The sequence below is a fragment of the Tenacibaculum piscium genome (assembly GCF_021390715.1).
Taxonomy (GTDB): domain Bacteria; phylum Bacteroidota; class Bacteroidia; order Flavobacteriales; family Flavobacteriaceae; genus Polaribacter; species Polaribacter piscius.
Genome location: NZ_JAJGWT010000007.1, coordinates 95686 through 111367, shown reverse-complemented (window position 1 = coordinate 111367; position 15682 = coordinate 95686). Strand labels below are relative to the sequence as shown.

18 protein-coding genes are annotated in these 15682 nt (G+C 29.7%); 3 read left to right on the top strand and 15 right to left on the bottom strand.

The features are described from left to right. Positions 1-21 precede the first annotated feature (21 nt). On the top strand, positions 22-357 hold the full coding sequence (locus L0U77_RS08385; protein ID WP_233901018.1) for a hypothetical protein: 336 nt from the start codon (positions 22-24) through the stop codon (positions 355-357). Between the two features lie 63 nt (positions 358-420). On the opposite strand, the gene L0U77_RS08380 is transcribed toward L0U77_RS08385, so the two are convergent. The 15 genes from L0U77_RS08380 to pepE all read right to left on the bottom strand — a co-directional run bounded on the left by L0U77_RS08380 (position 421) and on the right by pepE (position 14201). Beyond that, entirely contained in the window at positions 421-1422 is a 1002-nt protein-coding gene (locus tag L0U77_RS08380; protein WP_233901017.1) for a glycosyltransferase family 2 protein, read from the bottom strand. A 44-nt stretch (positions 1423-1466) separates the two neighbouring features. Then, positions 1467-2264, bottom strand: coding sequence for a DUF3050 domain-containing protein (locus tag L0U77_RS08375; RefSeq protein WP_233901016.1), 798 nt, complete (start codon positions 2262-2264; stop codon positions 1467-1469). Positions 2265-2338: 74 nt separating this feature from the next. Further along, positions 2339-3151 (bottom strand): enoyl-ACP reductase FabI, encoded by an 813-nt coding sequence (locus L0U77_RS08370; RefSeq protein ID WP_101917095.1) that lies wholly within the window; start codon positions 3149-3151, stop codon positions 2339-2341. A gap of 66 nt (positions 3152-3217) precedes the next feature. Next, positions 3218-4870 (bottom strand): DNA repair protein RecN, encoded by a 1653-nt coding sequence (recN, locus tag L0U77_RS08365; protein ID WP_233861852.1) that lies wholly within the window; start codon positions 4868-4870, stop codon positions 3218-3220. Between the two features lie 262 nt (positions 4871-5132). Beyond that, complete coding sequence (locus tag L0U77_RS08360) at positions 5133-5882, bottom strand: VIT1/CCC1 transporter family protein (protein WP_233901015.1); 750 nt, start codon at positions 5880-5882, stop codon at positions 5133-5135. 123 nt (positions 5883-6005) lie between these two features. Further along, entirely contained in the window at positions 6006-6893 is an 888-nt protein-coding gene (gene porD / locus L0U77_RS08355) for a type IX secretion system protein PorD (protein WP_233898979.1), read from the bottom strand. Between the two features lie 61 nt (positions 6894-6954). After that, positions 6955-8163, bottom strand: coding sequence for a bifunctional phosphopantothenoylcysteine decarboxylase/phosphopantothenate--cysteine ligase CoaBC (gene coaBC, locus L0U77_RS08350; protein WP_233884966.1), 1209 nt, complete (start codon positions 8161-8163; stop codon positions 6955-6957). A 1-nt stretch (position 8164) separates the two neighbouring features. Then, positions 8165-8485 carry a DNA-directed RNA polymerase subunit omega gene (locus tag L0U77_RS08345; RefSeq protein ID WP_101917101.1) on the bottom strand — a complete coding sequence of 107 codons (321 nt, stop codon included), beginning with the start codon at positions 8483-8485 and terminating at the stop codon, positions 8165-8167. A gap of 3 nt (positions 8486-8488) precedes the next feature. Continuing rightward, positions 8489-9310, bottom strand: a complete 822-nt coding sequence (locus L0U77_RS08340; RefSeq protein WP_101917102.1) for an outer membrane protein assembly factor BamD — start codon at positions 9308-9310, stop codon at positions 8489-8491. A gap of 136 nt (positions 9311-9446) precedes the next feature. Beyond that, the gene (locus L0U77_RS08335; RefSeq protein WP_101917103.1) at positions 9447-9962 is read right to left on the bottom strand and encodes a ferritin; all 516 of its coding nucleotides are present in this window, start codon (positions 9960-9962) and stop codon (positions 9447-9449) included. A gap of 164 nt (positions 9963-10126) precedes the next feature. Continuing rightward, positions 10127-11002, bottom strand: a complete 876-nt coding sequence (gene dapA, locus L0U77_RS08330) for a 4-hydroxy-tetrahydrodipicolinate synthase (protein ID WP_101917104.1) — start codon at positions 11000-11002, stop codon at positions 10127-10129. Continuing rightward, positions 11002-11559 carry a DUF6913 domain-containing protein gene (locus L0U77_RS08325; protein WP_233901014.1) on the bottom strand — a complete coding sequence of 186 codons (558 nt, stop codon included), beginning with the start codon at positions 11557-11559 and terminating at the stop codon, positions 11002-11004. Before L0U77_RS08325 ends, dapA begins: the two co-directional genes overlap by 1 nt. 7 nt (positions 11560-11566) lie before the next feature. Then, positions 11567-12682, bottom strand: coding sequence for an esterase-like activity of phytase family protein (locus L0U77_RS08320; protein ID WP_233901013.1), 1116 nt, complete (start codon positions 12680-12682; stop codon positions 11567-11569). Positions 12683-12836: 154 nt separating this feature from the next. After that, positions 12837-13289 carry a ferritin-like domain-containing protein gene (locus L0U77_RS08315; protein ID WP_101917107.1) on the bottom strand — a complete coding sequence of 151 codons (453 nt, stop codon included), beginning with the start codon at positions 13287-13289 and terminating at the stop codon, positions 12837-12839. 201 nt (positions 13290-13490) lie between these two features. Next, positions 13491-14201, bottom strand: coding sequence for a dipeptidase PepE (gene pepE / locus L0U77_RS08310; RefSeq protein WP_233901012.1), 711 nt, complete (start codon positions 14199-14201; stop codon positions 13491-13493). 129 nt (positions 14202-14330) lie between these two features. Here pepE and L0U77_RS08305 point away from each other — a divergent pair, with 129 nt between their 5' ends. Next, positions 14331-15137 carry a carboxypeptidase-like regulatory domain-containing protein gene (locus L0U77_RS08305; protein ID WP_233901011.1) on the top strand — a complete coding sequence of 269 codons (807 nt, stop codon included), beginning with the start codon at positions 14331-14333 and terminating at the stop codon, positions 15135-15137. A 30-nt stretch (positions 15138-15167) separates the two neighbouring features. Further along, complete coding sequence (locus tag L0U77_RS08300; RefSeq protein WP_233884958.1) at positions 15168-15659, top strand: DUF6702 family protein; 492 nt, start codon at positions 15168-15170, stop codon at positions 15657-15659. Positions 15660-15682: the final 23 nt, after the last annotated feature.

The window sequence follows — 15682 nt, the reverse complement described above, 5'->3', positions numbered from 1 at the left end:
ACACGAGTAAAAATAAGTAAAATGATTAAAATATACCTACTTGCTCTTTTTTTCTTAGCTACAACTTTTAAATTAAGTGCTCAAAATAATGACAATAATGATTCGTATCTTGAATTTTCTGCCTCACAAATAACAGCTGCTCTGAAAATCAGCAAAGAAAAAATTTCTAACAAAGAAATATCTAATTTTTCTTTTAATAAAGGCGTTGAATATCAAGGTCAAAATTTTTGGTCTGTGGCTACAAAAAATCAAGAAACTTATTATTTTAATAGTTCTAAAAACTTTGAAAAAGTAACCCACACAAAAGAAAATTATAATTCTCTAATGGAATATATTATTGAACAAAGTGATTTTTAAACTCAACATAAAAGCACTCAAAAGAAAATTTAACAAAGAATATTTCAAACTAAATTGAGTGCTTTATTTTTTTATAAATATTGACATAAATGACCTAAATTCAGATTGTAAAAACCCCAATCCATAGCCTAGAAATTGTACAAATGTTGTTAATTTACTTAAACTAGCAATATATAAATTTTTATTTTTCAGATAAGCATCTATAAAAATAGCCGTAAAATAGCCTACATAAAAAACACAAAATTGCCAAAATCCGAAGAAAAGAAACAAAATACTCATCAGAAAACCGACCATAAACAAACTCGGAAACCAATACGTTATTTTGGCTGTTTCGGGATATTTTGCATTTAAAATAGGACGAGCTGTTCCAAAAGCAAAGGTTTGTTTAAAAAATTGACGAATCGTACTTCGGCGTTTATGATACACAAAAGCGTTTTCTAGAAACTGTGTTTCAAAACCATTTTCCCACAAACGAAAAGTCAAATCAATATCTTCACCTGCTTTCATTTTTGAAAATCCAGCAGTTTTTAGAAAGGCTTTTTTTGATATTCCAAAATTAAAACTCCGTGGCTGAAACTTTCCAATTCCTTTTTTTTTGCCTCTAATTCCGCCTGTTGTCAGCACCGATGTCATCGAATAATTAATCGCTTTTTGCAAAGCTGTAAAATTTTCATGTGCGGTATCGGCACCTCCAAAAGCATCGGTATATTTTTTTGTTAAGCCTTTTTTTACTTCGGATAAATATTGTACGGGAAGAATTACATCGCTATCTAAAATGATAAAATAATTTCCTGAAGCCCGTTGCATTCCGTAATTTCGGCTTGCTCCTGCCCCACTATTTTCTTTATAAAAATAGGCAATATTTAATATTGATTTATATTTCGCTACAATTTTTTCAGATGATTTTTCAGAACCATCTTCAACAATAATTATTTCAAAATTTTCTTTTAGAGTCTCTTTTAAAGTATCCTCTAAAAACGTTTGTTTTGTCAGACTTTCTAATAATTCTTTAATTTCTTTTGGGCGATTATAAACAGGAACTATTATGGAAAATTTCAACGTCATTTGATATTTTAAACTTAATTTACATCTTAAATGTACTTAAAAAATTAATGCAACGAATTTTGATTGATTTGATTGATTTGTCTTGTAATTCCGTCCCAAAGATTTACACGTTTTTGTAACGATTCTTTAGCATAAAATAAAACATCTTGCCATTTTTGGGCATCATTTCCGCATAATTCTTCAATCATTTTTAAGGACAAAGGACCGTGTTCATCGCCATCTAATTCGATGTGTCTGTTTAAATAATAGCTTAATTTTGTATAATTTGAATTTTCATTTTCTTGAGTATTTTTAACAATTTCAAGAAACATATCAGGAATTACATCTTCTCGTCCGAAGGTAAAACTCGAGGCAATAATATGCGGTGCATTGGTTTGAATAACTTCAAAAGAAAATAAGACAAAATCTTTTACTTCTTGTAATATTGATGTTTTATCTAATGCTTTTTCTATGGATTTTCCTTCGATAATTTGGTCGATAAAAACAGCTATTTCTTGCGTACTTGCGCCTGCTTGATTCATGGCATCAATATACATTTCAAAATGACTTTTAGGTTCGCCTAGTTCATTTACATCGGTTTCTTCACCTAAAACTATTTCATTAATAAACCGTGCTGTTTTAGGATTTTCAACAGGAAGCCACGGCAAAGTTGTACACGTTAAGTTGCGTTGTAACGCTTTTAATAGCGACATAAAATCCCAAACTGCAAAAACGTGTGATTCCATAAATGTTTTTACATCATTAATATTTTTTAAGGAATGATATAAAGAATGTTCTTTTAATTGGGTTCTTAGAGTTGTTAATTCCTGTTCTATTTGTGCTATGTCTAAAATATGCTTCATATTAAAATATTAAAATGCAAATTTAACGATTTGCCTTTTAATCTTATTTTTAAGGATTGTTAAAGTTATTAGAATTATTCTTCTGTAAATTTTTCCATAACGGCAGTACTTACGCCCATGTTAGAGAATCCGCCATCATGAAATAGATTTTGTAACGTTACTTTTTTTGTTAGATCAGAAAATAATGATATGGTATAATCGGCACATTCTAAAGCGGTTGCATTTCCTAGTGGCGACATTTTGTCGGAATAGGCAATAAATCCATCGAAACCTTTTACACCTTGTCCTGCTCTAGTTGGCGTTGGCGATTGCGAAATCGTATTGACACGTACTTTATAATCTCGTCCAAAAAAGTAGCCAAAACTACGAGCAATTGATTCTAAATACGCTTTATTATCCGCCATATCGTTATAATCTGGAAACACACGTTGTGCCGCCATATAGCTTAACGCAACGATACTTCCCCACTGATTCATGGCTTTTTTATGATATAAAACATTCATTAATTTATGAAATGAAACCGCAGAAACATCGGCACCTTTTGCGGTAAAATCATAATTTGGATCGGTATAAGGACGCTTTTTACGCACGTTTACCGACATTCCTATGGAATGCAAAACGAAATCTATTTTTCCGCCTAAAATTTGGGTTGCTTTTTCAATTAAATGGGTTAAATCATCGATTGAAGTTGCATCAGCAGGAATAAGTGATGCACCTGTTTTTTCGGCTAATGCTTCAATATTTCCTAAACGTATTGCTGACGGAGAATTAGTTAATACAAATTCTGCTCCTTCTTCACAAGCACGTTCGGCAACTTTCCAAGCGATAGAATTTTCATCTAAAGCCCCAAAAATAATACCTTTTTTACCTTTTAATAAATTGTACATATTTATTTTATACTTTTATATGCTATTATTTTATGCTTTTATAATATTTTTCTTAAAATTGTTTTTCTAATTCAACAATTCTTTTGCGTGAATTAACGCACTTTCAGACACCTCTTTTCCACTTAACATTTCTGCAATTTCGATAATCCGTTCTTTATCAGAAAGTAATTTTAAATTAGAAGTTGTTACGCCATTTTCTTCACCTTTATACACTTTATAATGTTGCAATCCTTTACTGGCAATTTGCGGTAAATGCGTAATGGTTATTACTTGCATTTCTCGGCTCATATCTTGCATTATTTTGGCAATTTTATTGGAAACTTCACCAGAAACTCCTGTATCAATTTCATCAAAAATAATGGTTGGAAGTTGTATATTTTCTGATAAAATTTTCTTTACTGATAGCATAATTCTCGATAATTCTCCACCAGAAGCGACTTTTTTAAGTTCGCCAAAATTCCCACCTTTATTTGCTGAAAACAGAAAATCTAGGCTATCTTTTCCATTTGAAAAATACTGATTCGACTGATTTAATGTTATTGAAAAACGAGCATTTGGCATTCCTAATTCTGAAAGCAAACCTTCTAATTCTTTTTGTAATTTTGGAATTGCTTTATTTCTAGCTTTTGTGATTACAAGTCCAATTTCGTCTAATTTTTGAGCGATTTTATGTATTTCAGCATTTTTAGCGTCAATTAAAGTACCAGAATCTTCCACTTGAGCTACCTTTTTCGCCAATGCTTCATAAATAACGAGTAATTCTTCGATAGATGCTACCGAATGTTTTTTCTGAAGATTATAAATTACTTGTAATCGGTCATTTAATTCTTCTATTTCATTGGGATTGAAACCTATATCTTCATTAGCGTTTTCTAATTCGGTAACAACATCGTCTAATTCTAGTTTGATGCTGGTAACTCTACTTGTTATTTCTTGATAACTTTTTGAATATTCGCTTATTTTTTGCAGATTATTTTCTAATAAATACAATAGATTTTGCAATCCAATTTCATCGTTTACAGCAATTTCTAGTGCTTCGGATAAGCTAACTTTTATTTCTTCAATATTATTTAGTTTCTCTAATTTTTCTTCGATGATTTGTTGTTCGCCAGCAACTAATGCTGTTTGTTCAAATTCATTGAAAAGATGTAAATTATAAGCGTATTGTTCTTTTGATTTTAAGGTTTCTTCCTCTAAAATTTTACGTTCTTTTTTTAATTGGGTATAAATTTTCAGATTTTTTTTATAGGCAATTATTGCTGATTTATTTTTAGCCAAGGCATCAATAACGGAAAACTGGAAACTTGTATCGGATAATTCGGCTGTTTGATGTTGCGAATGAATATCGATTAATCTTGTTTTTAAGGTTGTTAGAATTGATAATCGAACAGGCGTATCATTTACAAAAGCTCTTGATTTTCCAGAAGGAAGAATCTCCCGTCTTATGATTGTTTCTTGTTCATAATCAATATCAAATTCTTGAAATATGTTTTTCAAATCATATTCTCCGACTTCAAACTTGGCTTCGATAATACATTTTTTTTCGGTATTTTTCAAGGATGATAAATCGGCACGATTTCCCATCACCAAGCCTAAAGCGCCCAATAATATTGATTTCCCTGCACCTGTTTCTCCTGTTATTATTGATAACCCTTTATTAAAATCAATCGATAACTGATTGATTAGTGCGTAATTATGTATAGATAAGTGTGTAAGCAAATTTCTTGATTTATAAGAACTAAAAGTACGGATTTTGTATGTAATTTTAATAAATTAAATTATTAAAAAGCATCAATTATTTATGCTAAATATTTTAGATATTCTGTAAATTTATTTTGAGTATTATTTTTAGTTCCTTTTAACAAGAAACTTTAACGCCTTTCCGTAATTTTTTGCATCTATTTTTTTAGATAAAATTTAAACAGGCTCTAAAAAAAGACATATTTAATTTTACTAGAAAGACTACGAAATAAGTAAAAAATTAATTAATATTTACATTAAAAAGGTATCCAACAAGGGCTGTTAATCCCATAGCGATTGTTCCCCAAAAGGTAATTCTTAAAACTGCTTTTACAATACTTGAACCTCCTGCTCTAGCGGCTAATGCTCCTAGAATTATCAGAAAAAACAATGCAAAACCATAGAGTGAATATTCCATACTTTTTAATGGAAGAAAAACTGTTACTAAAAAAGGGAGCAATCCTCCAATGGTAAATGCGGCTCCAGATGCTAATGCGGCTTGCATCGGCTTGGCTTGACTGATTTCGTTAATTCCTAATTCATCTCTAATATGTGCTCCTAATGCATCATGTTCGGTTAATTCTTTTGCTACGATCTGTGCTGTTTCTACTTTGAGTCCTCTTTTTTGATATATTTCAGCAAGTCGTTGCAATTCAATTTCAGGCATTTCCTGTAATTCTAGTTTTTCACGTTCGATATCTGCATTTTCAACATCTGTTTGCGAACTTACCGAAACATATTCTCCAGCTGCCATCGACAAAGCTCCAGCAACTAATCCTGCTAATGTTGCCAATACAATTGGTTCTCTAAAATTACTTGCTGCGGCCACACCAATTGCAATACTTGCGGTTGATAAAATTCCATCATTTGCCCCTAAAACAGCGGCTCTCAACCAATTACTTCTATGTATATAATGATTGTCTAAATAATGTTCTAATCCTGTATTTTCTGTAGTTTCTTTTGATACTTCTTTTGATGTTTCTTTTTTCATTTTAGCGTTTTATTATAAATAATGCATAAAATTTTGAATTCTATTTTAACACTAATCCGTAGTAATTAATACGCAATTGTGATACTTAAAAAACTACCTACTCTTTTATTTATTGTAGCTAAATTAGTTGATATTTTTCCATTTATTTTTATAGGTAGGCGCAATTTTATTTAGAACAGCGAGCATTTTCTGGGTATTTTCTACTGATGTACCACCGGTAAAAACACTTGATATTTCATCACCTTTGGCATCTAAAAAGACACGAATCATATAATTTCCTATCGCGATATTATGTGTTTTTTGTAAATTGATGATATTTTCAGCGATTTTTTGTTTTGCTATTTGTTCTTTATCAGCAAAATTATCAAGTCCATTTCTATGATATCCGTAATAAATACTACGTAAAGCACTAAATTTTGAAGATAATAAATTATCAATCAACGCAAAACGATTTTGTTTTCCGACCTTATTTTGCCATCCTTTTTCTCCATTAGCTTGTGCTTGTAATAGGACATTTTCAGCTATTTTAAGCGATTCCGTACCACCTTTTAAAGCAAAAGTATCGGCATCAACACCTAAAATTGTGTACACATAAAAAGCGATTGTAGACACTAAATTACTATCATAGCTATTTGGATTAAAAATTAATGGAGCGTATTGGGTATATTTAAAATTAAAATTGGAATCATTAATATTTAAAATAGGCGTTGCATAGCTTGTATTATATACAGGTCGTGTGGATTGTACTTGTAAACTTGCACTAAAATTATTTCCCTTTTGTTCATTAATAATAATGGTAAAAGCACAATTAATACGTTCTTGTTGTTTAACGTTTTTATCTGTCCATTGTTTTTCGTTAATAAACTCGGTTAATGATTTTTGAAGTGTTTCATAGACTTGTTTATTACTGCTTTGAACTTTATCGGTATTTACGGTTACCAACGCATTTAATTCTTGCGATTGCCCAGAAATTGATGATAAAATCATCATTAAAAATAAAAAAATACGCATTTATTATAAGTTTAATTTGTTAGGTCAAGTGATTTAACTGAACGTCACTTGAGCTGACAATTTACAAAACTCTTTTAAGAATTTCGTTTATAATATCGACAGATACTTCTTTTTTAGATTTTAATTCAAATGGTTTTTGATTAAAATCGGCATCAATAATGGTAATTTTATTGGTATCGGTAGCAAAACCAGCGCCTTTATCTTGTAATGAATTGAGTATAATTAGGTCTAAATTCTTTTTGACGATTTTACTTTTTGCATTTTCGATTTCATTATTTGTTTCCAAGGCGAAACCGACTAATAATTGTGTTGTTTTTTCTTGTCCTAAAGATTTTAGGATATCTTTGGTAGGTTCTAATTCGATAACTAAAGCAGCATCTTTCTTTTTTATTTTTTGCGTAGCGATATTTTTTGGTCGATAATCGGCAACTGCAGCAGCTAGAATTGCGACATCAACATTTTTATAATACTGATGACAAGCATCATACATTTCTTGTGCTGATTTCACATTAATTCTATCAATAAAAGAATGTGTTACTTTTTGATGCGAAGGTCCTGCGATTAAAAAAACTTCAGCGCCTAAATTGGCGGCTGTTTTAGCGATTTCAAACCCCATTTTTCCTGAAGAATGGTTTCCGATAAAACGTACAGGATCGATAGCTTCATAGGTTGGTCCTGCGGTAATTAGTATTTTTTTTCCACGCAATGGCAATTTCGACAAAAAATCATTTTCGATAAAAGCAACAATATCTTTAGGTTCAGCCATGCGTCCTTCGCCTATTAATCCGCTAGCTAATTCACCAGAAGTTGCTGGGATTAAAATGTTTCCAAAGTCTTGTAGGGTTGCTAAACTTTTTTTGGTTGATGGATGTTGATACATATCTAAATCCATCGCGGGAGCAAAATACACAGGACATTTTGCAGATAAATAAGTTGCTAACAACAAGTTATCGCAAGTACCATTTGTCATTTTCGACAAGGTATTTGCGGTTGCTGGAGCAATGAGCATAATATCTGCCCAAAGTCCTAAATCAACATGATTATTCCACAATTCATTTTCCGCTTCTTTTTCATAAAAAGTAGAATGAACAGGATTTTTAGAAAGTGTAGAAAGTGTAAGTGGTGTTATAAAATCTTTAGACGCAGGAGTCATTATTACTTTAACTTCTGCGCCAGATTTTATAAATAAACGAACTAAGTTCGCTGTTTTATATGCCGCAATACCTGCGGTAATACCAAGTAAAACTTTTTTACCGCCTAGTACGTGCATATTATTCTGCTTCTGGAGTTCGGTAATAAATTTTTCCGTTCAACCATTCATCGACAGCAATAGCGTGAGGTTTTGGTAAACGCTCGTAAAACTTAGAAACTTCTATTTGTTCTTTGTTTTCAAAAACTTCTTCTAAGCTATCGTTATAAGTAGCAAATTCATCTAACTTATCAACTAATTCTCTTTTTAAATCTGCATTAATTTGATTCGCTCTTTTCGCTATAATTGAAATAGCTTCATAAATATTTTCTGTTGGAGCTTCGATAGCTTCTTTATTATAAGTAATAGTACTTAAGGGTGCTTTCGTTTCTTTATAATCCATTTTTTAACTTTTAACTAATTGTTCTTGTTCTTTATTTAAAGCGGCTAACATTTCATTCGAATCTTCCAAAAATTTTGATTTAGGAAAACTTCTTTTTAATTTGTCGTATGCTTTTATGGCTACTTTAATTCTTTCAGCTTTTCTACGTTGCGTGCTTTTCATCACAAAATCGTGCGCTGCCTTTAATCGAAAATATAGCGCTTCTTCTTTATATTTTGTTCCTAAATAATCAGATAATAAATTATCAAAAGCTACGATTGCTGCACGATAATTTCGAGAATCATACCCTGCTGTATTATAATATGTTTTAGCAATTTCAAATGCTTTTTTCTCTAATTTACCACGTAATTCTGTATAATATTTGTTTGCTTCTGGCAATTTATCAGAATCAGGATACGCATCAATAAATACTTGAAAAGATTCTAATGCCTTGTTTATTCCCGTAGGATCTAGGCTAAAACCTGGTGACGATTTATAATAACTTAATGCTGATAAAAAAGCAGCTTCTTCTTTTTTAGAACTTTTCGGATAATTTTTCGAGAATCTATCAAAATAATATCCTGCTAAACTATAATTTTTCTCATTAAAATTAGCTTGAGAAACCATATATTGAATACGTTCCATTTGCGGTTTTCCTCGATATGCAGGTGTTGCTTTTTCAAATAAACGGATAGCTTTGCTGTACTTTTGTGCTTCGTACATTTTCACTGCCATTTTATATTGATCTTGAACACTTCCTTTGTTTAATACATTATGATATTCTCCACATGAAGATAAGATCAATAGCATTAGAACTAAATACGCTAAGTTTTTAATTTTTTGCATCTTGCAAAATTAGTGATTAATTATGGATTATTAAAACGATTTTTTACGCTAAGTATAGCATACTGCAATAAAGCATAAAAAAGTTATACAATTTTGAAAAAACTACTAATTGTTTGTTAATGTTATTTGTTGATTATTACGCGTTGTTAGCGGCTGCTCCTTGCGCTACGATTAACTTTACATCATTATCAAACAAATACAAACCACCTTTATCGTCGCCAATTAAATTAATTTTATCTAAAATATTTCTTGCCAATGCTTCTTCTTCTATTTGTTCTGATACGTACCATTGTAAAAAGTTATGCGTTGCATAATCTCTTTCTTGTAATGTAATATGTACGAGGTCATTAATTGATTCCGAAACCATTACTTCGTGGTCAAATAAAGTCTGAAACATATCTTTAAACGAGCCAAATTCACTTGGTGGCGCCACCAATTCAGAAACTTTTGCGTGTCCTCCTCTTTCGTTTACAAACTTCACTAATTTCAACATATGCATACGTTCTTCATCAGAATGAGCGTACATAAATTGTGCAACTCCTTCAAAACCTTGTGTTTCTGCCCAACAAGCCATTGATAAATATACTTGTGAAGATTGTGCTTCTATTTGAATTTGTTTGTTTAAGGCACTTTCTATTACTTTTGATAACATATTTTTTATTTTGATTATTTTTATTGATTATAAATAACGCACTATTTATACAAAGATGCAAAAAAAAGACTACAATTAAAAAACTGTAGTCTATTATAAGTGTAATTTTTGTTTAGATTTTATGTAAATAAACAATTATTTATCATCTATTTATCTCTAAAATACTATAATGCGTCTATAAAATCTGATATTTTTGTTTGTAATTCTTCGGATGCTTTTACTAATGGTAAACGAACGGCATCATCGCAAATACCTTTTTTTAATAGTACGGCTTTAATTCCTGCGGGATTATTTTCTTCAAAAATATAACTAACAATATCCATTAATTGATAATGAATTTGATAGGCTTCTTTATTTTTTCCGTCCAATCCTAACTGAATCATGGTTGAAAATTCTTTTGGTAATGCCTGTCCTATTACGGATATTACGCCAGCTCCACCTGCTAAAACAACACCTAATGCTAAATCATCATCACCAGATATTATTAAAAAATCGTTGGGTTTATTTTTTAGTAATTCTAAATATTGTTGCTGATTATTTCCTGCTTCTTTAACGCCTATTATGTTGTTAAAATCGTTTGCTAATCGTAAAATGGTTGCTGGTTCCATATTTTTAGCGGTTCTACCAGGCACGTTGTACAAAATAATTGGTTTTTTTGTAGCTAAAGCGATGGCTTTAAAATGCTGATAAAATCCTTCTTGTGTTGGTTTCGAGTAATACGGAGCGACGGATAATATTCCATCAATAGCTGATAAGTCTAATGATTTTAACTCCTCAATTACGGTTTGCGTATTATTTCCTCCAACGCCTAATACTAATGGCAAACGATTTTTATTTTCATTTACAATAGTATTAATAATTTCATTTTTTTCTTGTTTTGTTATCGTACCACTTTCGCCCGTAGTTCCGTTGATAACTAAATAAGTTGTTCCGTTATCGATATTATAATTTACTAATTTTTTAAGTGCGTCGAAATCGACACTTAAATCTTCGCTAAAAGGCGTTACCAAAGCCACTCCTGTACCAACAAATTTTTGCATTATATTTTATTTAATATGGTTAAATATTTTTTTAGTTCCTGATTTAAAATCGTTTCATCAAAGCCATCATCGGCAATTATGAGATTATATAATCGTTCATCAATATTTGCAAAACCAGTTTTTAAACGGGCTTGCGATAGCAAAGTTATTGTATTGGTATATAAGTTTGGTGTTTTTATGTAATTAATCAGTGCGTCATAGTCAATTTTAACGAAATTTTTTAAATTGTCTGATTTCAAACTTGCTTTAAAGCCAATATCTTTTTCTGTAAAAATTTTTATATTTTCTTGTTGATTTTCTTCTTGACTTTCTTCTTGACTTTCTTCTTTATTTTTGTCTTTTTTTTCAAAAGGTTTGTAAATAAGTACGGTTATATTTTCTTTTTGAAAGGGAAATTTAGTTGTTAAATCAGCAATAATTTTATTTTCTATGGATGGATTATCCAGCAAAACAGCGATTTTTTTAATTTTATATTGTTGTTGTTCTTTATTCTGTGCTTTTAGAATCGTTTTATTATAAAATTTTTGGATTGATTTTTCTTTAAGTTTGCTTATCATGTTGGTCTTATTTTTCTTGAATTTCGAGCAATAAAAACTGATTTAATTGCTTTCCATATACTTGAAAATTATCATCAGCAACTAAAATTAGCGAATTATTTCCATTCGACAATTTTTCTCCGAGGGTAATTCCTTCAATATTATCGATAATTTCATGGGTTAATTGATGTTGAATTGATTTAAAATCGAACACTAATTCTTTTTTAAGTGGGATATATTTTTCTTTTTTCAGCGATTGAATTTCTAAGGTATTTGTTGAGTTTTCATTGATTGTTGCTTTAAAAATTCTGATGGTATTTCCGAGAGTTCCATAACCGCTTTGATAGCTTCTTTCCACAATAAGAAAGGTATTTTTTTTGTATGCCAGAATTGCGGTAACGCCGTTTAAATTGACGTTTCCTTTTGCGGGTTTATCAATTTTTTCTAGCTGATACGCAAATTGTTTGGTTGCTTTTTTGGTTTGATTATCGAAATACGTAATTCGTATTGGCGATTGTGTTTTATGAAATGTCGGTTCTTCGCCATCTGTTTCTAGTGGCGCCTCCATAGCGACCCAAAATCCTTTTTTATCGAAACTTTTTGACGAGCTTTCAAACGTGCCATTATGTTTTGGTTTTGCGTTTGAATTTGCGTTAAAATAATCGGGAATTGTTATTTTTCCTTGAAAATTTCCTACCGTATCCACGGTAAAAATTGTTGGGTTTTTGCCATTACGAATACTTCCTTCACTTACTAAATTGAGTTTATTTTGGGTTACAAAAACCGATTCTAAATCTAAAATATTGTTTTTATAGAAGTGGCTATTTTTATTTATTTGAATACAATTTTTAAAGTTTACATTTTTGATACTGTCATTTTTGATGATAATATCACCAATTAAAACTCGTGGATTTTTGGCATCATCCACGACCATATAATATTGATTATTCGCAAAATCAATTCCTGAAATTCCTCCGATGATGGTATTTTTAAAATTCAAGGAATCTTTCACAATAAATTCATTTAAAAACTTCAGGCGTATTTCGGATGTTTTTGTTTCTTCTACTATTTTTTGTGATGTTTTACAACTTCCAAAAATGATAAAAATAAACAATAAACTGATATATAAAAATTTCTTATTCATCCAACAAAAATACTATGTTTGATAAATATTCTATTGTTTTTCATCTAAAAAATTAAAGAGTCATGATATCAGTTTAAAAAAGTTCAAAAAAGTTCAAAAAAAAAACTCAAATCAGATGATTTGAGTTTTTTAAATTAAAAATTGATCCGGAATTTTATTTTAGATCTTCTAATCTTTTGATATTTACGGCATCTTTTAAAATCATATTACGCTGATTTTCTAAAATAAGTGTTGTCGATTTAGGCAATACTTCTTTCGAATTAATTACTTGGTCATACTCTTCAAGTGCTGATTTTTCACCTCTTAATGCTTCTTCAAGCATTGCTTCATCTGTTTCAGGTGATAAAAAAGATTTTGTATTCATCCAAACTCTATGAACAGAACCTGTTAAGCTACCATTTTGCTCTGGAGTTTTGCCAAAGTTTTTAATTTCAGCTTTTAAATCTTGAGTAAAATTTTTACGTTCATTCGCTTTTTGTTCAAAATAAAGCGTCAGATTATTATTTTTAGCATTTTCTGAGGCAGTTCTGTATCCTTTTTCTGCATCATAATTTTTTTCTAATAAACTGTTTAATTGATTTGCTACTTCTTCTGTGTAATTGTACATAATTTTTTAATTTAATAGTTAGTGGCAAATTATTTTTTAGATGCTTACCGTTTTAACATCTTTTAATTAATTAGTACACCACAAAAATACAAGGCTATTACGTTTCGTTTTTGCTCATATGATTTAGATTGTAACTCATTTGAATTTATCTTGTTAAAACTATCAAAAACCATTAAAAACCATTAAAAATTGACACCTATTTTAGTTTAGCAATACATTTAGTTCCGTTTTCATGGCTAATTCGATAGGTTCTTTATCTTTTTGAAATAACCGTGCTGGTAAATTTCCTTTTAAAACGATTTGATTTCCTGTTACAGCTAACCAACTTCCTTCTCGTAAGCCTAAAACGGGCGTTTCATTGAAAATATGATATTCTTTTATTCTGGTTTCACGAGTTTCGCCCATGTGTTTCGAATTTTTAATCGGATCTAAATAATGTGCATTGATATTAAAAGGAATAAATGCTAAGGTTTTAAAACTTGGCGGATATACAATTGGCATATCATTAGTATTCATCATGGTAACGCCACAAATATTACTTCCTGCGCTTGTTCCTAAATAGGGAGTTCCGTTTTCGACCACATTTTTCAGCGTGTCAATTACATCTTTTTTATACAGTTGATTGACTAATTCAAACGTATTTCCGCCTCCTGTAAAAATAGCATCGGCTTGTTGTAATGCTTGCTTCGGATTTTCAAATTCATGAATTCCTTTCACTTTTTTATCAATTTTAGCAAATGCTTTTTGGGCAATTTCGGTATATGTATCGTAACTAATCCCGCTAGGTCTTGCGTAGGGAATAAACAAAATAGTGTGTGCTTTTTCAAAGAAAACAGCTAATGTTGGCAATAAATATCCTAAATATTCACTCCCGTGAACTGTTGATGTACTTGCGATTATTAATTTTTTCATAGGTCAAATTAACAAAATTTATCATTACTTTAAATTATTTTTAAGATTTTTTAACGAAAATTAAAAGTTCTTTGTTTTACACTTATTTTATTTCTTGATGTATTAAAAATTACTAAAAAATAAAAAATCATGAAAAATAAACAATTACTAATTATAAGATTTTTTCTAGTATTTTTTTCTGGAGTTTTTTTTAAGATTCAAGCTCAAGAAAACAACACATATCGAAAATTTTTATATGCCGATGTTCGTAATAAAACAACTCTTTTAGAAAATGTAAACATCATTAATTTAAACACAAAACAAGGGACTTTCACCACTATAAATGGCGAATTTAAAATTTTAGCCAAACCAACAGATTCTTTAAAAATATCATGTATCGGTTATAAAACAATTATTTTTGAAGTGAAAAACATACATTTCGGAATGCAAAAAAACATATTTATCCTAAATAAAAAAAAATATAAATTAGATGAAGTATATCTAAAAAAACATTCTTTAACAGGTTCTTTAACTTCGGATATCAAAAACATTAAGAACACGCAAATCATAAACGCAAAAACACTAAATTTACCCTACGCAGGTTCTAAAATTTTAACATCCACAGAAAGAAAATTATATACCGCTATGGGTGCAAAAAATATACTTTCTCTAGATTATTTACTTAATAGTGCTTCTGGAAGAATAAAAAAATTACAAAAATTACAAACTATTGAAAATTTAGAAAAAAAAGTCAAAAAAATAAAAAACACCTATACTTTATCGATTATAAAAGAATATAACATCAAAGAAACGCACGTTTATAAATTCATTTACTTTTGCACTACTGATGAAAAATTCAATCAAATTTATAATTCAACAGCGATAACAATGATTCGATTTTTAAAAAACAAAGCCGAATTATTTAAAAAACAATATCCAGCCGATTATCAATTATAACAGCTTCTAAAACGAAATAAAACAACAACCATGAAAAAATTTATAATTCTACTATTGATACTTCCGCTACTCTCTTTTAGCGTTCATAAATATTATATTTCACTGACAGAAATCGACTATAAACCAGAAACGAAATCGGTACAAATAATTATGAATGTTTTTATTGATGATATCGAAAATGCCATCAATAAAGAATATAATGTAGATTTACAGCTCGTATCAAAAAATGAATTAAAAAATTCTGATACTTTGTTTTTCAAGTATTTAAAAAAACATTTTAAACTAAAAATCAATCAAAAAGAAGTACATTATAATTTTATCGGTAAAGAATATGATGGTGATATTGTCTTTTTTTACTTAGAAATAGAAAATATTGCTGATTTTAAAACCATCGAAATACAAAATAATGTATTAATGAGGCATTTTTCGGAACAACAAAATTTAATTAAAGCATCTGTAAATAAAGAACGTAAAAGTTTATTTTTAACTAAAAAAAAGGATACCGATATCTTAAATTTTTAATTAACATCTTTTAAATTTTATAA